This is a genomic window from Yersinia rochesterensis, assembly GCF_003600645.1.
GTDB classification, from domain to species: Bacteria; Pseudomonadota; Gammaproteobacteria; order Enterobacterales; family Enterobacteriaceae; genus Yersinia; species Yersinia rochesterensis.
In genome coordinates this window covers 1,959,527-1,979,451 of record NZ_CP032482.1, presented here as the reverse complement: position 1 = coordinate 1,979,451, position 19,925 = coordinate 1,959,527, and the positions used below count along the sequence as shown (strand labels likewise).

The following is a 19,925-nucleotide window of genomic DNA, read 5'->3' as shown; positions in this document are numbered from 1 at the left end:
GACGAATAACTAACGCTTTTTACGATTTCGATGCATATCGATAGCCACCGCACTAACAATAATAATCCCTTTAATAATGTCTTGAATGTATGAATCGACACCAATAAAAGTAAAACCACTTTTGATCAGGCCCAAAATCACCGCGCCAATGACGGTACCGGTAATGCGCCCCACCCCCCCCATCAAACTGCTACCGCCAATCACGGCGGCGGCGATGGCATCCAGTTCATACGACTGACCCATGCTCGATTGTCCGCTACTGACTCGTGCAGCCAAAACAACCCCAGCAAGACCTGCCAATCCTCCGGCGATGGTATAAACCAACACCAGATATTTATTAACATTAATACCTGAGACTTTTGCGGAAATCATATTCCCACCAATGGCATACACATATTTTCCGTAGCGGGTATGTTTCAGAGCAATATGAAAAATAATGGCAATAACCAAGAAAATAATGACCGGCATCGCGCCTTGCCCGATAGCCGTAAAATCATCCGAGAGAAAACTCACTGGGTTGCCTTTGGTATAATATTGAGCAAGTCCTCGGGCAGAAACCATCATTCCCAATGTTGCGATAAATGGCGGGATCCCTGTACGGGTAATCAAAAAACCATTAATAAAACCACATAATATACCAACCCCGATCCCTGCTGTAATAGGAATTGCCGCAGGTAAATCTAATAAATGTGGATACATGGGGGAAATACTGTCTGATGTTTGCGCCAGGCTGGCGGCGACGACAGCAGTTAATGCAATTAAAGAGCCTGAGGAGAGATCAATACCGGTAGTAATAATGACTTGAGTTACCCCAACAGCAATAATTCCAATAATTGCCACCTGCAGAATAATGAGTAACAATCGATTGGGGTTCATTAAAAATGATTGATCGCGAATAAACCAACCTAAAAGTTCAAAGATTAATGCAATACCTATCATGACAATAAAAATACCGGTGTCTTTAGGTAGTTTTCCTTTTAGCCCGACCACGAATGAATGTTCTTTTATCGAGCCAGTTGTCAGTGATTTATCAATTTTTACATTATTCATTATCATTACCTTTCTACAATTATTCAGAGGCCAGCGCCATTATTTTTTCTTGGCTAGCATCTTGTTTATCTAATATTCCCGTAATATGTCCACCATGCATGACCATAACTCTGTCACTCATACCGAGAATTTCAGGTAACTCTGAAGAAACTAAGATAATAGCAACACCACGATTTGCCAGCTCACTAATTAAACGATAAATTTCTGATTTTGCTCCGACATCAATACCACGAGTAGGTTCATCAAGAATAAGTATTTTAGGTTGGGCTAACAACCAACGTGCAATTAAAACCTTTTGCTGATTCCCTCCACTCAAATTATTAATTATTTGATCCATGGTAGGGGTTTTGATATTTAATTTTTTAATCTGCTCCATGCAATCTTGTGCCATTTTCCCATGACTAACAAAGCCTCTTTTATTAATATAATCTGAGATATTAACAATGCTCATATTTTCGACCACTGACAGCACAAGGAATAATCCTGATTTTTTGCGGTCTTCAGTCAAAAAAGCTAATCCCTGTTCAATAGCTTTTGATGGGGAGCTGATATTGACAGGTAAGCCCTCAATAAAAATTTCGCCACTATCTGCAGGATGCATACCAAACAGGCTTTCCATAACTTCACTGCGACCTGCTCCGACCAAACCAGCTACACCCAGTATTTCACCTCGTTTCACTGAAAATGAAACATCACGGAACAAGCCTTCACGCCGCAACCCATTGACTCTTAATACTTCCTCACCGATATTGTTATTAAACTTGGGGAACATATGAGTTAGCTCACGCCCCACCATCATGGTAATTAATGATTGTTTTGTCAGGTTTTCAGTCTTATCCGTAGCAACAAACATACCATCACGAAAAATACTAACTTCATCCGTGATTTCAAAAATCTCATCCATTTTATGGCTAATATAAATAATACCTTTCCCTTGTTCTTTTAATTCATTAATAATCGCAAAAAGGTGAAAAACTTCACCTTCTGTTAGGGCGGATGTTGGTTCGTCCATGATTAACACATCAGCATCATAGGAGACGGCTTTAGCTATTTCCACCATCTGCTGGCTAGCAATATTTAACTCGCCGACTATCATGTTAGGTTTTAATTTTATATTAAGATATTGCAATAAATTTCGTGTCTTACTGTTCAGTAAATCATGATTAACTAACCCATAGTGAACAGGTTCTCTTCCTAGCCAGATATTTTCTGCGACTGTCATATGTGGTACTAAATTTAGTTCTTGATGAATCATTGCAATTCCGGCATGAAGTGCATCTAAAGTATCCTCAAAAGTAATCTTCTCACCTCTTACTTTTATAGAGCCTTCATCCGGATGATATATCCCAATCAAACACTTCATCAATGTAGATTTACCCGCGCCATTCTCTCCCATTAATGCATGGACACTACCTGGCTTTATTTTAATGCCCACTTTATTCAGAGCCTTGACGCCAGGAAATTGCTTACTAATCCCCTCAGCCTCGAGAATGTAAGGATACATATCATCATCTCCATACCTTTATTTGGAATGAGTGCCGAATTTGTTAATCTGACAATAATAAATACGGCATTACCTTTCTATAAAAAACAACAAATACACAGATTATCTTTGCGTATAAGCCTAATTTTGAAAAGATATCACCCCACTCCATGAGTATTATTTATTGACTAGCTTTCTAAAATAATTCTATTTATTTTTTGTTTTTATTCGCGAAATCTTGATAGTTATCTTTGGTAATAAGTTGATAAGGGATCATTACGCTACTTTCAACTTTCTGACCAGACGTCAATTTAATCGCGGTCTCTACAGCCCCTTCTCCCTGTCCTTTGGCATCCTGGAAAATACTGATATTGAGGTCACCTTTCTTAATAAACTCAAGTGCGTCCGGCGTGCCGTCAATCCCACCGATCACAACACCTTTTTTCTTGGCCTGTTTTAAAGCAAGAATAGCGCCAATTGCCATTTCATCGTTATTTGAAGCAATCGCATCTATTTGCTGCCCGGATAGGATCCAATCAGTCGTGACATCAACGGCCTCTTTACGGAAGAATTTTGCAGTTTGTTTATCAATAATATGAATATCTGGGTACTGAGCGGCGACTTTCTCGACCCCGCGTGTTCTGTCACGAGTTGCCTCACTCGATAGTTCCCCCATAAGAATCACAACATTACCCTTTCCACCCATTAGTTTTGCAAGTTCCTCCATCTGTAGGCGTCCTGCAAGTTCAGAATCAGAACCCACATAGGCCATACCTGTCGGCAAAGTTATCTCCGGGCGACGATTTACAAAAACTAATGGAATTTTGGCTTTCTCAGCTAATTTAATCATAGGCTTCACGCCTTGAGTATCAACTGGATTTAGAATAATGGCATCAACACCTTGGCTAACAAAATTTTCTACTTGCTGAATTTGTTGAGCAATATCTCCCTTTGCATCTTCAAACTGCCCAGAAACATTGCCCTCTTCTTTCATTTTATTTTGCATGGACTGACGCAATATTGTCAGGAAGTTGTCATCGAAGTAAGCCATGGAAACACCAATTTTAAGGTCTTTAGCATAGGTGCATAGTGGCAGCATACAGATAGCGAGTGAGGTAATAATGATTTTTTTCAGCGTCATGATCTATATCCTTCAATAATGGAATGCATTAACATCTCAATGCCTATTTATTGAAAATAATTTTTTACAAGTGCCTAGTTCAGTACCGTGTAAAATCGCTATTTTAGACATTTTAATGCGCTTCCCGTGAATGCAACCGCCCCATCCCCGGTTTTATTTTTAAAAAAAGTAATATAAAACAATAGAATAGTATTCTTCAATTCTTGTAACGATCCTCTCCTTTATTTTTTAAACGTTTATTTCAAAATTAAGATTATTGAAATTTTTAACACCAAACAACCGAAATGTGTATTTTGAACGCAGAGAATAACAAAACTATGACAGGGATCTAACAAATGATGGTAATTTGAGCACCAATGAGAGTAGCCATGAGACTCAGCAAGTGGAAAGCTGCCAGCATGTCATTCGTGAAAGAAAGGAAATAGATAGGTGAGGTGAGGTGAGGTGAGGTGAGGTGAGGTGAGGTGAGGTGAGGTGAGAAAAATAATGAAAGGAAATAATAGAGTAATGACCACGATGAAAGTTGTGTCATTACTCCGCCATTTTATTTAATAATCATTATAAAACAATTAATTAACTCTATTTTTTACAATGAAAAAATCTCAATATTATCGTTCGGGCAATAGATTTACCCACAAAAGACAGCTGTTAGTAACCAGTGGCTGTAATTGACCACTTTTGATTGCAGGTAGCCACCAACATCCTTGCGAAGCTGTCAGTTCGTGTGTTTCAGTGTGGCTAATAAGCCATTTTCCCCTCACCACATAGACCAGCCCACCATGTGAAGCAGGAAGTTCTTGCAACGAGCTAGTTGACACCACACTAGCCTGCCAACAGCCTCGTCGGGTCATGATATTAAAATCCTGGCTAGTCCCACCGAGTAAATGTGCATGAATAGGAATATCACCTGGAAAAGCAAAAGGTTGCAATGGCGTTGAAAGTGTATGCGTCTCCCAGTCTGGGCTGGAGAGAGCCAGCCCCTCACCAGAGAGTAATGTAATCGACCGATCAATATCAGGGAAGATTGAAAACGGGCCATCTTGTTCAATCATCGCGATACTGGCACGCCAAGCAAAATCCTCTCCCCCGACTGGCCAACAGGCAATTTCGCGGGTTTCACCACCACCATTTCGCCATCGGCTAACCGGCAAACTAGCAAAATCAAAAACGGTAAAACTCATCAGACCTCCTGTTGACAGGCTTTTAGTACCGCCAGAAAAGCCTGTGCAGTTTGCTGTTGCATTGGATGATATCTATCCACTATTACCGCATTGCCCGCCACATAAACATCCCGAATTTGCGATTTATCCCCCGCAAATAACCACCGATTCAATAAAGAAGCAGATTCTGTGCCATCAATATAAGGATCATCGCCATCCAAAACTAGCCAGTCAGCACGATACCCCTCAGCTAACTGACCAATATTGCTGCCACAAGCTTGCCTCCCTCCAGCTAAAGCTTGGGTATAAAGTAAATCCGCTACTGCTGGATATTGTTCATTCGTCAAACGATTACGGCGCTGATCGCGCAAGCGCTGCCCATATTCTAACCACCGTAACTCTTCCACTATATTCAAAGAAACATGGCTATCAGAGCCTATCCCCCAACGCCCATGGTGTTGCAAATAATCTACTGCGGGGAAGATACCGTCACCTAAATTAGCTTCCGTTGTTGGGCATAATCCGGCTACAGCCTGACTATTAGCCAATCTAACAAGTTCTGACTCATCCAAATGTGTAGCATGAACCAGACACCAACGGCTATCGACCTCTAAATTATCATACAACCACGCCACTGGCCGTTGTCCGCTCCAAGCCAGGCAGTCGTTAACCTCTTTTTGCTGCTCGGCAATATGAATATGCACAGGTAACTGTTTATCAGAAGCCTGTAAAACCTCCTGCATCTGGCTTAACTCTACTGCACGCAGTGAATGAAAACATAAACCCAAGTTTTGCAGGGGCTGATTCGCCAGTTGTTTACTGATAACTTGCTGCTGCTTGAGATAGTTTTCTGTAGTTTGAATGAAGCGGTGCTGCCCCTGTTGGGCTGGTTGACCACCAAACCCGGCATAACTGTAGAGAACGGGTAATAGAGTCATCCCAATTCCCACGTCCTGCGCAGCCTGGCTGAGTTGCGATGTCATTTCCCCTGGGTCACTGTATGGATTACCGTCGATACTGTGATGTAAATAATGAAATTCTGCGACCTGGGTATAGCCACCTTTTAACATTTCTATATACAACTGACGGGCAATTACACCGATATGCTCCGGTGTCAATCGCTGCACCAGCCGATACATCAAATCACGCCACGTCCAAAAACTATCCTGTGGATTACCGGCAATCTCAGCTAATCCCGACATCATGCGTTGGAAAGCATGAGAATGGAGATTGGGCATGCCTGGTACTATTGGCCCTGAAAGCATCTGGCAACCTGCATCACTGCTGCCCTTCATAATGCGCTGAATGTTCCCCTGTTCATTGACAGTTATCTGTACGTCATTCGCCCATCCATCAGGTAAAAAAGCACGTTTGGTAAAATAAACTGGCATAGCGATATCCCAATATTTTGTTTAGAGTCAAACGCGCCTGGCAGCAGCTGCGTCAATTAATTAAATCACTCACTTGTATAGACATATACACACGCTAAATTCAACCGTAGACTTAGCATATAAATTTCTTATTTGACGAGGTTAACGTCGTGGCAGAACAACAAGCGGCCTTACAATTGAGTGCCGCAATGGACGATACTCCTGCTCCAATTTATCAACGGGTTAAACTGGCCATCATGCGCCAAATCAGAACCGGAGTCTGGCAGCCCCACCAACGCGTCCCTTCGGAGAGTGAACTGGTTGCAGAGTTAAGGGTCAGCCGTATGACCATCAACCGAGCACTGCGTGAACTCACCAGTGAAGGTTTTCTAATCCGTATGCAAGGCGTGGGGACCTTTGTTGCTGAAGCAAAAGCGCACAGTGCCTTACTTGAAGTTCATAATATTGCTGACGAAATCACCGCGCGAGGCCATCGCCACAGCAGTAAAATTTTGCAGTTAGAGGCGCGACCAGCAAACCCTGAAGAGGCGATTGCTCTAGGTATTCAGCCCGGCCAGCAACTGTTCTACTCGCAAATTGTTCATTATGAGAATGACATCCCCATTCAAGTCGAAAATCGTTGTGTCAATCCAAACACCGCACCCGATTATATGAAACAGGATTTCAACCAGATAACCCCTTACAGTTACCTCACCCAAGCTGCCCCGTTAACTGAAGGTGAACATATTGTTGAAGCGGTGATCCCAAATCTACTTGAGCGCCAGCTACTGCAATTAGATGAACATGAACCTTGTTTACTGATTCGCCGCCGAACCTGGTATGGAAAAGTAATCGTGACTGCAGCTCAACTGCTTTACCCCGGCTCTCGCTATCAACTCTATGGCCGTTTTACCCCACAAGGTACCGTTACGTCCTGATCAATTTTATTTCTCTTCGAGAACTGCGAAGTGTTACGCAATTGTTTAAATCCCTATCTTGCCGATAGTGAATTTATACGCTAGGTTGTCCATGATTGTATATACAACTTAATACTGAAGATCTTGGGGAGTCAGATGGTGTCAACAATTCACTGTGACAGTTTGTGGTACGGTGCCGATATCGTGACTATGCGTGGCGGGAAATATCACCTGATCTCGCAAGGGGCAATGGCGGTTACTGACGGTAAAATAGTCTGGATCGGGCCTTATAATGAATTACCCATGCTCAATGCCTCACGCGAGGTTGCCTACCAAGGCGGCCTGATTACTCCCGGATTAATTGATTGCCATACCCACTTGGTGTTTGGTGGTGATCGTAGTGCCGAATTCGAACAACGGCTTAATGGCGTGAGTTATGCTGACATTGCAGCCAATGGTGGCGGTATTGTGTCGACCGTAAAAGCGACGAGAAATACCAGCGAACAGCAATTATTGGAGCAAGCTTTATTTCGTATAAAACCCCTCCTTGCTGAAGGAGTGACCTGCATTGAAATCAAATCCGGTTACGGCCTTAGTCTTGAAAGTGAAATGAAAATGCTCCGTGTGGCCCGCCACTTGGGTCAATTACTACCTGTGACGGTCAAAACAACTTGTCTGGCAGCGCATGCTCTGCCACCTGAATTTGCGGGTCGAGCTGATGATTATATTGATTTTGTTTGTGGCACTATCATTCCCGAAGTTGCAAACGAAAAGTTAGCCGACGCTGTTGATGCTTTTTGTGAACACCTTGCATTCTCGCCTGCACAAGTTGAGCGCGTATTTGTAGCCGCGCAACAAGCAGGTTTACCGGTCAAACTGCATGCTGAACAACTTTCTTCCTTAAATGGGAGCACTCTGGCCGCCAAATTTAACGCCCTGTCAGCAGACCATCTTGAATACGCCACTGAGTCAGATGTCCAGGCAATGGCTAATGCTGGCACGGTCGCGGTATTACTGCCGGGCGCTTATTATTTGTTGCGAGAAACACAATGTCCTCCAATTGAGTTGTTTCGCCAATATAATGTACCAATGGCATTAGCCAGTGATGCCAATCCGGGAACATCCCCCGCACTCTCCCTGCGTTTGATGCTCAATATGGCATGCACATTATTCCGTATGACACCGGAAGAAGCGCTAGCGGGTGTCACTTGCCATGCGGCTCAAGCTCTAGGGTTACAAGATACTCAGGGAACACTGGAGACTGGTAAATTAGCCAATTGGGTCCATTGGCCATTATCACGTCCTGCGGAACTGGCTTACTGGCTTGGCGGTCAATTACCTGTAACTGTTGTTTTCAAAGGAGATACCCGACCATGAATTTAACTGATCCGTTAAGTTTTCGGGCAGGGAAACTGCCTTTACTAATCAGTATCCCACATGCAGGAACACGATTGACTCCCATCGTTGAGGCGGGATTGAGCGATGCTGCTCACCCCCTATCAGATACCGACTGGCATATTCCTCGTCTCTATGATTTCGCCCATAATATGGGTGCCAGTGTAGTCATAGGTCATTATTCCCGCTTAGTGGTCGACCTGAACCGTGCAGAAGATGATCAGCCGCTATATACCACCGCAACTACGGGTTTGTTCCCCGAAACACTGTTTGATGGTCGCCCTTGTTTTATGCCGGGTAAAACACCTTCCCCGCAGGAGCGTCAATCCTACCTGTTACATATCTGGCGCCCTTACCACCAGCAGCTTCAACTTGAGCTGGCACGGCTTAAAGATAAATTTGGCTATGCATTACTACTTGATGCTCATTCGATTGCCTCAGTTATCCCGAGGTTATTTGAGGGACAGCTACCAGATTTGAATTTCGGAACCAACAGCGGGGCCAGTTGCGCACCCTCATTAAGTAAGCAATTGATAGAATGTTGCGAACGACAAACTACATTTAGCTATATATTAAATGGCCGTTTTAAAGGCGGTTATATAACTAGAGCATATGGTTTACCACAGGCCCACCAACACGCGGTACAACTCGAGTTATCACAGTTAAACTATATGTCTGAAACTGAGCCTTACCCCTATTTGCCAGAACGTGCTGGTCACTTACAACCGTTACTCCAGCAATTAGTCAATACCATGCTGGCATGGGGCGAACAACATTATCAACACTGATTTGCACTAATCCTTTCGCGCCCAATAATATCTGTCATACACCAGCAGTGTGTGCGTTGGCCAAGCTCATTACTCAATCCATCCATGGGCCTCGCCTCTGCGAGGCCACTGCAACCCGCGTTTAAATCGGCCCCCGATAGATTTGTCTCTCTATTGCCATTGCCGTCTTCATGTAACTCGAATTATTTAGTCTATATCTGAATATTTTAAATGCAAAAAAGGCGGGAATAACCCCGCCTTTCTCATTCACCTATTTCCGACACAGAAAAGGGTAATACTTGCAGTTTAAGTTAATTTAGAAACGGTAGGTCAAGTTAACAGCAACAGTATCATCTGTGCTCAGACCCAGAGGATTGTTTTCATTCAATAAGTTAATCTGGTAGTCAACATAGGTAAACATGTTTTTATTGATGTAGTAAGTCACACCGATTTCAGCATATTTCAGCAAATCAGCACTTCCTACTGCATCCAGGTTTTTACCTTTAGACTGAACATAAGCAATCGACGGGCGAATACCATTTTCGAATTGATATTGAGCAACCAATTCTACGTTCTGGGCTTTGTTCGCAATCAATGCCTTGTATGGTGTCATATTCAAGGTTTCGCCGTACATCGCTGCCAAGTAAACTTGGTTTGCATCATATTTCAGCGCTGTAGCCCAAGCCTGAGCTTTATCACCGGTAGCACTGTTAGCCAGAGTTTTCTGACCCAAGGTACGGTTAGAGTTAGAGTACGCACCTGCGAAGCCGATACCACTGCCTTCGATGTCTTGATAATCAACAGACAAACCGAAACCGTCGCCGTTAGCTTTCTGGATTGCGCGCTCATTCTTAGAGGTATCGCCATCGTCATTGCGGCCCTGATACTGAGCTGCAACATTCAGACCTTTTACCAGACCGAAGAAATCAGAGTTACGGTAAGTTGCCAGACCGGTTGAACGACCCGTCATGTAGTTGTCGGTGTAAGCGATTGAGTCGCCACCGAACTCTGGCAACATATCAGTATAAGCTAGTGCATCGTACACTACGCCATAGTTACGGCCGTAATCAAAAGAGCCGAATTCAGCAAATTTTAAACCAGCAAAACCTAAACGGGTTTTATTGCCTTTATCACCCTGAGATTCTGCATTTTTTGCAGCAACGTTATATTCCCACTGGCCGAAACCGGTCAGTTGGCTATTGATTTGTGTTTCACCCTTAAAACCAAAACGCACATAAGTATCATCAGCATTATTATGGTTTGAGAAAAGGTATTTAGCGGCTACGCGGCCATAAAGATCCAATTTGTTGCCATCTTTATTATAAATTTCCGCTGCATTTGAAAGAGTAGGAACGATACTCAAGGTGACCGCTAAGGCCAGAACACTGCGCTTCATCATTATTTTTCCTTTAAATTTTAATAAAATTAACCTGCGGGCTAAATTAATGTTTTAGCCTCATCGAAGTTAACTTTTAATTTTTTATTGTGACCTGTCTTTGTAAAGCGAAGAAACATTATCACTAAGCACGAAAAGTTAAAACGGTAAAATTGAAGATATATAGGTATAAGCAGGTAAATAATTGTAACAAAATATTTTTTATGGAACTTTCCATAACCCTTTGATTAACTTTATTTTTAGGTAATTATATATAACCAAAAGAGTGCATTGGCACCATTTTGGTGCAAAGTCATTTCAATTTGTTTCTTTTTTGTTCTTTTGAGTAATTAGATTTGTAAAATGGAGTTGATATCACACTCCTATTCTATTTTTTATATATTCAAAGCAATTTATGGACTATTTAAAACACAATAAATAAAGGGTTTAATATCCAATTTGGTGCAACAAAGAAAAAAAACATAAATGACTTTGATAGGTTTATAGAAAGTAGGGGTTTAGTATGCTTGTTAATTTGATGGGTTTTAATAAACGACATATTACTTATAGCAAATGGAATAAGATATTTTCTTATTTGGTGAATGAAAAGTGAGCTATTGATGTTAATAGTTAGCTTTTTTGAATATCAAAACCGACATATCACTTTAAATTTAACTTAAGTTGAACGCCCATAAGTGATATTACCCTGCGTAACTATCGAGGGCGGTATTAGTAATATGCCCTTATTTATATTTTTTTTAATTCACTCTCATCCATCTGCACCAACATGATCCCAGCACGTAACCCCAACGCAACCCCAGGATTCGGGAACAAGATCCATTCGTATTCATGTTCAACGCAATAATGTTCACTAAGTTGTTCTGCCAGCAATGTCCCTTGCGTATAGCGAGTGAAATTCACTGTGTCATCCGCCACCCACAGTTTAAAATCTGCATGCTGCTTAAACAGTGATTTCACCACGCGGTAGAATATTATTGCCCCGCTAGAACGCCCCGGCAGCTGTCTACCACCGGCCAATGCGCGCAAACCAGTGATGATAGAACTAAATTGTTCGAGTTGATTCTCCCCAAAGGGCAGCGCTTTACCTAATTCCAGAGTGCAACTTGCCGCCTGACAAAATTCACTACTAAAGTGGGCGAAAGTCCCCCCTGCGGCGGAGTGCATGACTAATGCCTCTAGCTCACTATCTTTTAACCAGCGCAACATGGTCGCTGAATACGGCGTGGTTTGATAAGGTAATAAACCAAATCGAGTATGATAAGAACCGCGAATCGCCGTGTGTAAATCATAATGTAGCCGTGTGGATTGTAAGTCGGCGGCAAAAAACTCGCCCACCCTTTGTTCAAGAGTTTCAGCCCGCCTAGCCTCATCAATAGGTGAGTAATTTTGATGACGCCCACCGAACATGCGATTGATATCGGCAGTGAGATAGCGTTTTCCGGCCCTGATAGCCGGTGGATTGCCTAATATGACCAACAAACGTATTGCCAAAGGAAATTTGCCTGCTAATAGATCTGAGACCAATTGGTTTAGAATCTCAATCGGAGCCGTTTCATTTCCATGAATACCTGCCGATAACACCACTGACTGTGAATAACTGCCGTGGGGTATCAGCATCAACACCCCCTCATCCAGCCAGTGCCATTTAAGATTGGGAGTTTCACCGCCGGTAACCTGTGGTGGATTTCCCGAGAGTGTGGCAGACAAAAAATCTAGCATCATCGCTCCTTCCATTGACTTATAGTTTCTTATGGTGCATGCCGCTGGATGACTGGTTTGTTGGTTAATAGCTTTGTTTTTATTAATGATTCTGGAACGGATATATTGAGCCAAGGTTAAGTATTTTCGTCAATTCGTCCAATGCTTGTCGCCCTTCTTGCAATAACTGCGGGTCTGCTAAATCCTTAAATTGCAAACGATCGCGATAATATTTATCGACCCAATTATTCAGCGCTACAAACAAGGCCGGAGTCATCATCACTCGGCTATTCACCGCCGCCAACTCTGTTTCATTTAGCGCGACACGCAAGCGCAAACAGGCCGGCCCACCACCATTGTGCATACTTTCGCGCAGGTCAAAAACTCTAACTTCATCAATTGGGCCGCCGCTATTTATCAGTTCAGATAGATATCCCCACACCGCTGGGTTTTCTTGTGATTCTTGTGGGATTACCAGCAGCATCTTGCCATTGAGTTTATTCAACAATTGGCTGTTAAACAGATAGGTCGATACCGCTTGTCCGACAGAAACTTGCGCAGCAGGCACTTCAATGGTGATTAGCTGTTGCTCAATTCGCGCCATCTTGCGGCGCAAACTATCCATTACCTGAATATCGGGCACGAATGCGTATTGGTGGTGGAATAACACGTTTTGATTACTGACCGCGATAACATCGTTGTGGAATACCCCTTGATCGATAACCGCTGGATTTTGCTGAATAAAAACAGCCCGGTCAGGATCTAACAGATGTAATCGCGCCACGGCCTCGCTGGCCTCCAATGTTTGCCGGGCAGGATATCGGCTAGGTGCTATTCCGCTCTCAAGCCCTTGACGACCATAAACAAAGACCTGGATCGCGGGGTGGTCATATTCGCCTCCCAGACGGTTATGGTTTGCCGCGCCCTCATCGCCAAATAACTCAACCGAAGGCAAAGCATCGTGATGCACAAAATGACGATGGTTATTGAAAATACTTTTTAATATTGCTGACGTTGTATTGGTCTCAATGGCCCGATGAAATTTATTATTCAAGTTTGCGACAGTAAAATGAACCCGGCCATCAGCACTGTCAGCGGAGGGTGAGACTGTCGCCGCATTCGCCGTCCACATAGATGATGCTGAACTCACCGCCGACAATAGGCGCGGAGATTTACGAGCAACTTCACTCAAGACTTGTTCATCTGAACCACTGAACCCAAGTTGGCGTAAAAAACCTAGCGCGGGGCGCTCCTGCGGTGGCAATATGCCCTGCTTGTACCCTAAATCAGCCAGCGTTTTCATTTTCAGCAAACCCTGTTTTGCCGCTAGCTTCGGGTTGGAGAGTGCATTTTGATGTTTGGCAGAGGCTTCATTGCCAAAAGACAATCCCGCATAGTGATGGGTCAGCCCAACCAATCCATCGAAGTTCACTTCATATCCTGCCATCGTATTCTCCGCTCGCGCCTATGTTCTCATTATGTCGTAGGGCTAATCAGGTAAATGAGTTAATCAGGTAAATCGAAAGAAATCCCCGGTGACAAGGTAGCTGGCAGCGTCAAGCTTTCACTTTCGAGTGACGCCATCGGCCAGGCACAGTAATCAGCGGCGTAAAATGCACTTGGTCGATGATTCCCTGAAGCCCCGATCCCACCAAAGGGAGCTGCGCTAGAGGCTCCCGTCAACGGTTTATTCCAGTTAACAATACCCGCACGCGCCTCCAAGAGCAGTTGATCGAACTGTTCTCTGTCCTCTGAAACCAAACCAATGGCTAAACCGAATCGGGTTTGATTCGCTATTTTTAGTGCCTCACTAAAATCGGTATAGCGAATCACACTCACCAGCGGGCCAAAATATTCTTCATCAGGGGCCTCACTGAGGCCGGTGATATCAATAATACCCGGTGTTAAAACGGCGCTTTGGCTATCGGGGCGAGTCATGGTCAATAAGGATTGCCCCCCTAATGCCAGCAGATGTTGTTGAGCTACCAGCATTTTTTCAGCCGCCTGAGCGGAAATCACCGCCCCCATAAAAGGAGCCGGTTGACTATCCCAGCGCCCGATACGCAGCGCTTTAGCTACCGCCACAAAACGCTGTAAAAATGCATCACCTTGCTCACCGCGTTTAACTAACAGGCGGCGCGAGCAGGTACAGCGCTGACCGGCGGAGATAAACGCAGACTGAATCGCGAGGTTGACTGCCGCATCACAGTCTTTCACTTGCTCGATGATCAGCGCATTATTTCCGCCCATCTCCAGCGCCAAAATTTTCTCTGGCTGACCGGCCAGTTTTTGATGCAAGTGGTAACCGGTATTGGCGCTGCCGGTAAACAGCAAGCCATCAATATCAGGTTGAGCCGCCAGTGCTTCGCCGGTTTCTCGCCCGCCCTGCACTAAATTGAGCACGCCATCAGGAATACCTGCCGATTGCCATAATTTGACGGTTTCTTCTGCTGTCACCGGGGTCAGCTCACTGGGTTTAAACACCACCGTGTTGCCCGCTAACAATGCAGGGACAATATGCCCATTCGGTAAATGTCCGGGGAAGTTATAAGGGCCAAATACTGCCAACACGCCATGCGGCCGGTGCCGTAGCACTGAAACGCCATCCGCCATCGGGGTTTGGCTGCTGCCGGTGCGGGTTTGATAGGCTTGCAATGAAATGGCCACTTTGCCCACCATGGCCTGCACTTCTGTCAGGGTTTCCCAGTGTGGTTTACTGGTTTCCAGGCTAATGGTGCGCGCCAATGGCTGTTTATGTTGTTCAAGTAATGCGGCAAAACGTTGAACAATGGCCACCCGCTGTTCCAGTGGCGTCCGTGCCCAAGCTGGGAAAGCATCGCGCGCCGCACTACAGGCGGCGGCAACATCTGTGCTGTCAGCGGCACGCGCTTGCCATAATAATTGCTGATCCATAGGGTCATGTTTGTCGAAATGAGCACCTTTGCCAGTGCGCCATTTCCCCTGAATAAACAGTGCTGGATGGGTCATTTTCTTGTCTCCGGTGCAAAAAGGCTAATTATCCGAACCGAATCACCGGCGATGACCCCCAGTGCGGCTGCATTTTCAGTGGTTAAATGCAGCAATTCGTCTGATAGATGGGTGTGAATCAATATTGCGCGGAAATATTGGTAACTGTCATTGGTCACTAAATAAGCGGTGCCAGTTGGGTCAATATCGCTATCATCGATAACGACTTTTCGTTGGCTGCTATCACGCACCGCCCGCACTTCATCAATACTGGCTTCCAATGTCGGGCCACCATCAAAGATATCGACATACCCTTGATATTGCAGGCCTTCAGTCTCCAGAACCGCCCGCGCAGGTGCAGTGTGGGGGTGAACCTGACCTATCACCGCACGGGCTTCCTCGGCCAGGAAATCCACATACAACGGGTGTTTTGGCATCAATTCAGCAATAAATGCTTTTTGCCCCGTCCCACTCAAATAATCCGCTTTAGCGAATTCGATAGCGAAAAAGTGGCGGCCAACGTTTTCCCAAAATGGCGAACGCCCCTGCTCATCGGTGTAACCGCGCATCTCGGCGATCACTTTGCGGGAGAAAAACTGACGAAATGCGGCAATAAACAGAAAGCGGACTTTTGATAAGAAAGGGCCGTTTTTATCCTTACGATATTCAGGATCAAGAAACAGAGTGCAGAGTTCGCTGTAGCCAGTGTGGTCATTGCTCAAGAATAGGGTCGGGACTGATTTGTACACATTGAGCGTTTTGGAGGCGTGAACCAGAGTCCCCACGCGGAAGTTATACCAAGGGTCATTCATTCCCACGGCCACTTCAATGGCGCTGACCCCTACGACTTTATCCCGCTCAGTATCTTCCAACACAAACAGATAACCCTGTTCACCTACCGCCAAAGAACCTTGCCAGGTATTCAATGCACGCTCGATTCTCGCTTCGAGATGCTGCTCATTTTGCGGCAGTGAGGTCATGCCAACGCCGGTTTTTCCAGCCAACTCAAAGATATCGGCTAAATCACGGCGCTCTACCGGGCGAACTCTCATCATATTCAAGGTCCTTGCTGACTGCCGAAGTGTTACGGCTTATGTGTTACGGCTTATGTGTTACGGCTTAGCCTTACGACAAACCTGCTCAATACCCAGAGCAAGTCGGGCTAACCCCTCTTTAATATCCTGTCGTGAAATAATCAGTGACGGCACAAAGCGCACCACATCAGGGCCAGCAATCAAGGCGATTAGCCCATGTTGAGCGGCGGCCTGAATGATGTCTTTAGACTTACCGGCGTAATCACTGTTGAGCACGCAGCCAATCAATAAACCGCGCCCACGGATTTCGACGAAAACCTTGTGGCGAGCATTAATCTCTGCCAACCCCTCTAAAAACCACTGATGCCTTTCTTTCACACCCGCCAGTACCTCAGGAGTATTGATGAGGGATAAAACAGTTCCCGCAACCGCACACGCCAACGGGTTACCGCCGTAAGTTGTCCCGTGGCTCCCCACATTCAGGGCACTGGCATATTTTGTGGTGGTCAACATCGCCGCAATGGGGAACCCACCGCCGAGGGCTTTAGCGCTGGTCAGGACATCAGGCGTGACACCATAATGTATATAGGCATACAGCTCGCCGGTGCGGCCCACCCCGGTTTGTACTTCATCAAAAATCAGTAAGGCATTATGGCGATCGCACAATGCCCGCAGGCCATGTAGAAACTCGGTTTCTGCGGGTAACACACCGCCCTCACCCTGAATCGGTTCGACAATCACCGCACAGGTTTGGTCATTGATTAGCGCCTCAGCAGAGGCCAGATCATTGAAAATACCGTGGCTAATTCCACCCGGTAACGGAGCAAAATCCTGTGAGTATTTCGGCTGCCCGCCCGCCGAGACAGTAAAGAGTGTCCGGCCATGAAACGCGTTTCTAAAGGCGACAATCTGATTCTTTTCACCCTGTTGCCCCGGTTTATTGGCAAAATTATCCAATGCATATTTGCGTGCCAGTTTCAGCGCCGCTTCATTGGCTTCAGCCCCTGAGTTACAAAAAAACACTTTCTCGGCGAAGGTGGCATCAATCAATTGCTTCGCCAGACGCAGTACCGGCTCATTGGTATAGCCATTGCCCAAATGCCATACTTTGTCTGCTTGCTCAATCAATGCAGCTTTCACGGCAGGATGCCCATGCCCCAAGGCATTGACAGCAATACCCCCGGCAAAATCGATATAAGATTTACCCTGCTGATCCCACAACAATGCCCCTTCACCACGTACCACAATAAAATCTGCCGGAGCATAGGTCGGGACTATCCATTCATCAAAAGACTGTCGGGTAACCGGGATTGGCTGTTCCATAGAGACCTCTTTAATCAGCGTAAATAAGGATGAGAAACTTGTCGTGAGGAACCACTTTGCCACCCAACAAAATCTCTTATTCTGGAAATAATGAAGAATGAAATATATTCACCTGACATAAAGTGTAGAGCAGCTTTCGTGCCACACCGACTACAATGTGAATAAAATGTTTAATTCCCATTAAAACAAATATTTAAAATGCATAATTATGCAAATAGCCAGCATTCATACTGTATTAATCGGCTAAATTGGCCTATCCCGTGGGTTTCACTCGAAATTATATGCATTCAATGCCAATTTTGATTTTTGCTCTGTCAGATCACACTTTGGCAACATAAAATCAACAATAGATATTCTTAGCGCCCTATAAATGAGCATTGAGCGCATCAATTAAGTGCATTTCTACTGTTGAATAAGTGGGTAAGAAGTGTGGGATTAAGCCGTTTATGCATAACACGTTTACTTATCACAATAGCGAAAGTAAAAATAAAGCGGTCATTTCAGCAGAATAAAATGTGGCTATGGCTCCATTTTCTGGAGCCGCCTGTCTGATTGTATTGAGAAGCCTTGATTGTATTGAAAAGCAGAGTATTGAGGAAAGGTGGCCGGGCTAACGCGAGCGGCTATCATCACCACAGGTCAGTTGAATTATCAACATAGCCAAAATGCGAATGGCCTTTTCACTTTGTTCCGACCAGGCAAATGAAGCATTCAAACGAAAACAGTGATCAAATTGCTTGCCGGTGGTAAACATTCGCCCCGGTGCAATACTGACCCCCTGCGCCAGTGCTCGCTGGTATAACTCACTGGCATTGAAAGGCGGTTCCAGCTCCAGCCATAAGAAATATCCCCCTGCGGGGTGACTGATTTTAACATTCTTGGGAAAGTGCTCCACCACTGCCTGGCGCAGTGCATTGAGCCGCTGTTCCATGATGCGGCGCAAACGGCGCAGGTGAGTATCGTACCCCCCTTGGCTGAGATAATCGGCAATGGCTAACTGGGTCGGAACACTGGCGGAAACCGTACTCATCAATTGCAAATGTTGCACCCGCTGCGCGTGTTCACCTGCCGCGACCCAGCCGACGCGAAACCCCGGAGCCAAACATTTAGAAAAAGAGGAGCAATGCAAAATTTGCCGGTGTTGATCGAGGGCTTTGGCCGGCAACGGGCGCTCAGCGCCGAAATACAATTCGCCATAAACATCATCTTCAATCAGCGAGATATTATTTTGTTGCAGCAAACCCACCAGCCGTTTTTTCTGTGGCCAAGACATAGTGCAACCTAGCGGATTCTGGAAATGCGTCATTAACCAACAAGCTTTGATGGGGTACTGACTGATGACCTGCTCAAGCGCATCGAGATCCATCCCCTGCTGCGGGTGTGTGGTAATGGCGATGGCTTTTAAGCGCAAGCGTTCAATGGCCTGCAATGCACCATAAAATGCTGGCGACTCAATCACTACCCAATCTCCGGGTTGCGTAACCGACTGTAAACTAAGGCTAAGCGACTCCATCGCACCGGCGGTAATCACAATTTCCTCCGGTGAAACATTCATCCCACTAGCGGCATAACGCTGAGCAATATTGCGCCGTAAACTTTCATTGCCCGGCGGTAAGTTAGTCATTGAGCTTTGTGGTGATATTTTGCGCGCGACACTGGCTAGTGCACGTGACAAGCGGGGTTGCAGCAATAAACTCGGGTCTGGAAATGCAGAACCCAAAGGTATTATGGCGGGATCTTTCCCCGCCTGTAGCACATCAAAAATAAAGGTATTAATGTCTACCTGCTCATCCAGATGCAGTTTTTTGCCGCGCTGTGGCTGAGGCAATTGGGTCGGACGCGAAGCAACATAATATCCCGATTGCGGGCGCGCCACGATCCAGCCCTGACTTTCCAATAACTGATAAGACTGCACCACGGTCATTAAGCTTAACCCCGATTGCTTACAACTTTCTCGCAATGAAGGCAGTTTGTCGCCCGCTTGCCAGACCTTGGATTGTATTTGCGCCCGAATTTGTTGCGCTAACTGTTCATATCGCGTCATAGACCAACTGTTATAGGTAAGATTGAATTAATTGTCACTATTATAGCCACTTTAACTTATGGTTAACTAACTGCCAAGTTTACACCCGAAATAATCGCCCGTTGCAGCTCTCCCGAATAATCAATATGGCGCGATTTATTTTCTAGATTGATGAGGCAGTACCATGTTTACAGCGAGGTC

The 19,925-nt window shown here is 45.2% G+C and carries 15 protein-coding genes; 3 read left to right on the top strand and 12 right to left on the bottom strand.

Annotated features, from left to right (window positions below):
* Window positions 1-9 precede the first annotated feature (9 nt).
* The 5 genes from DXZ79_RS09285 to DXZ79_RS09265 form a co-directional block, all read right to left on the bottom strand.
* Complete coding sequence (locus tag DXZ79_RS09285) at window positions 10-1,050, bottom strand: ABC transporter permease (protein ID WP_038633476.1); 1,041 nt, start codon at window positions 1,048-1,050, stop codon at window positions 10-12.
* Between the two features lie 19 nt (window positions 1,051-1,069).
* Window positions 1,070-2,554: a sugar ABC transporter ATP-binding protein gene (locus DXZ79_RS09280; RefSeq protein ID WP_038633479.1), complete on the bottom strand. Its 1,485-nt coding sequence runs from the start codon at window positions 2,552-2,554 to the stop codon at window positions 1,070-1,072.
* Window positions 2,555-2,744: 190 nt separating this feature from the next.
* A complete protein-coding gene (locus DXZ79_RS09275) occupies window positions 2,745-3,674 on the bottom strand; it encodes a sugar ABC transporter substrate-binding protein (protein WP_038633482.1) in 930 nt (309 codons plus the stop codon).
* A 608-nt stretch (window positions 3,675-4,282) separates the two neighbouring features.
* Window positions 4,283-4,855 carry a HutD/Ves family protein gene (locus DXZ79_RS09270; RefSeq protein WP_038633484.1) on the bottom strand — a complete coding sequence of 191 codons (573 nt, stop codon included), beginning with the start codon at window positions 4,853-4,855 and terminating at the stop codon, window positions 4,283-4,285.
* Window positions 4,855-6,225, bottom strand: a complete 1,371-nt coding sequence (locus DXZ79_RS09265) for a formimidoylglutamate deiminase (protein ID WP_038633487.1) — start codon at window positions 6,223-6,225, stop codon at window positions 4,855-4,857. The genes DXZ79_RS09270 and DXZ79_RS09265 overlap by 1 nt, the downstream gene beginning before the upstream one ends.
* A 149-nt stretch (window positions 6,226-6,374) precedes the next feature.
* Between DXZ79_RS09265 and hutC the strand changes: the two genes are divergently transcribed.
* The 3 genes from hutC to hutG all read left to right on the top strand — a co-directional run bounded on the left by hutC (window position 6,375) and on the right by hutG (window position 9,304).
* Window positions 6,375-7,142 carry a histidine utilization transcriptional repressor HutC gene (hutC, locus tag DXZ79_RS09260; RefSeq protein ID WP_038633490.1) on the top strand — a complete coding sequence of 256 codons (768 nt, stop codon included), beginning with the start codon at window positions 6,375-6,377 and terminating at the stop codon, window positions 7,140-7,142.
* Between the two features lie 135 nt (window positions 7,143-7,277).
* Window positions 7,278-8,498, top strand: a complete 1,221-nt coding sequence (hutI, locus tag DXZ79_RS09255) for an imidazolonepropionase (protein WP_038633493.1) — start codon at window positions 7,278-7,280, stop codon at window positions 8,496-8,498.
* Window positions 8,495-9,304, top strand: a complete 810-nt coding sequence (gene hutG, locus DXZ79_RS09250; RefSeq protein ID WP_038633496.1) for an N-formylglutamate deformylase — start codon at window positions 8,495-8,497, stop codon at window positions 9,302-9,304. Before hutI ends, hutG begins: the two co-directional genes overlap by 4 nt.
* 295 nt (window positions 9,305-9,599) lie before the next feature.
* Here the strand turns inward: hutG and DXZ79_RS09245 are convergent, their stop codons facing one another.
* The 7 genes from DXZ79_RS09245 to DXZ79_RS09215 form a co-directional block, all read right to left on the bottom strand.
* Window positions 9,600-10,682, bottom strand: coding sequence for a porin (locus DXZ79_RS09245; protein ID WP_038633499.1), 1,083 nt, complete (start codon window positions 10,680-10,682; stop codon window positions 9,600-9,602).
* Window positions 10,683-11,405: 723 nt separating this feature from the next.
* On the bottom strand, window positions 11,406-12,398 hold the full coding sequence (gene astE / locus DXZ79_RS09240) for a succinylglutamate desuccinylase (protein WP_038633502.1): 993 nt from the start codon (window positions 12,396-12,398) through the stop codon (window positions 11,406-11,408).
* Between the two features lie 82 nt (window positions 12,399-12,480).
* Window positions 12,481-13,824 (bottom strand): N-succinylarginine dihydrolase, encoded by a 1,344-nt coding sequence (gene astB, locus DXZ79_RS09235; RefSeq protein WP_038633505.1) that lies wholly within the window; start codon window positions 13,822-13,824, stop codon window positions 12,481-12,483.
* A gap of 59 nt (window positions 13,825-13,883) precedes the next feature.
* A complete protein-coding gene (astD, locus tag DXZ79_RS09230; RefSeq protein WP_038633508.1) occupies window positions 13,884-15,365 on the bottom strand; it encodes a succinylglutamate-semialdehyde dehydrogenase in 1,482 nt (493 codons plus the stop codon).
* Window positions 15,362-16,399, bottom strand: coding sequence for an arginine N-succinyltransferase (gene astA / locus DXZ79_RS09225; protein WP_038633511.1), 1,038 nt, complete (start codon window positions 16,397-16,399; stop codon window positions 15,362-15,364). Before astA ends, astD begins: the two co-directional genes overlap by 4 nt.
* 57 nt (window positions 16,400-16,456) lie before the next feature.
* Window positions 16,457-17,701 (bottom strand): aspartate aminotransferase family protein, encoded by a 1,245-nt coding sequence (locus tag DXZ79_RS09220; protein WP_120011233.1) that lies wholly within the window; start codon window positions 17,699-17,701, stop codon window positions 16,457-16,459.
* A gap of 610 nt (window positions 17,702-18,311) precedes the next feature.
* Complete coding sequence (locus tag DXZ79_RS09215; protein ID WP_120011232.1) at window positions 18,312-19,745, bottom strand: aminotransferase-like domain-containing protein; 1,434 nt, start codon at window positions 19,743-19,745, stop codon at window positions 18,312-18,314.
* Between the last annotated feature and the right edge of the window lie 180 nt (window positions 19,746-19,925).

Coding starts and splice junctions, on each gene's coding strand:
- DXZ79_RS09245 (WP_038633499.1), bottom strand. CDS start 10,682: ATGATGAAGCGCAGTGTTCTGGCCTTAGCGGTCACCTTGAGTATCGTT.
- hutI (WP_038633493.1), top strand. CDS start 7,278: ATGGTGTCAACAATTCACTGTGACAGTTTGTGGTACGGTGCCGATATC.
- astE (WP_038633502.1), bottom strand. CDS start 12,398: ATGCTAGATTTTTTGTCTGCCACACTCTCGGGAAATCCACCACAGGTT.
- astB (WP_038633505.1), bottom strand. CDS start 13,824: ATGGCAGGATATGAAGTGAACTTCGATGGATTGGTTGGGCTGACCCAT.
- DXZ79_RS09280 (WP_038633479.1), bottom strand. CDS start 2,554: ATGTATCCTTACATTCTCGAGGCTGAGGGGATTAGTAAGCAATTTCCT.
- DXZ79_RS09265 (WP_038633487.1), bottom strand. CDS start 6,225: ATGCCAGTTTATTTTACCAAACGTGCTTTTTTACCTGATGGATGGGCG.
- astA (WP_038633511.1), bottom strand. CDS start 16,399: ATGATGAGAGTTCGCCCGGTAGAGCGCCGTGATTTAGCCGATATCTTT.
- DXZ79_RS09270 (WP_038633484.1), bottom strand. CDS start 4,855: ATGAGTTTTACCGTTTTTGATTTTGCTAGTTTGCCGGTTAGCCGATGG.
- DXZ79_RS09220 (WP_120011233.1), bottom strand. CDS start 17,701: ATGGAACAGCCAATCCCGGTTACCCGACAGTCTTTTGATGAATGGATA.
- hutG (WP_038633496.1), top strand. CDS start 8,495: ATGAATTTAACTGATCCGTTAAGTTTTCGGGCAGGGAAACTGCCTTTA.
- DXZ79_RS09275 (WP_038633482.1), bottom strand. CDS start 3,674: ATGACGCTGAAAAAAATCATTATTACCTCACTCGCTATCTGTATGCTG.
- astD (WP_038633508.1), bottom strand. CDS start 15,365: ATGACCCATCCAGCACTGTTTATTCAGGGGAAATGGCGCACTGGCAAA.
- DXZ79_RS09285 (WP_038633476.1), bottom strand. CDS start 1,050: ATGAATAATGTAAAAATTGATAAATCACTGACAACTGGCTCGATAAAA.
- DXZ79_RS09215 (WP_120011232.1), bottom strand. CDS start 19,745: ATGACGCGATATGAACAGTTAGCGCAACAAATTCGGGCGCAAATACAA.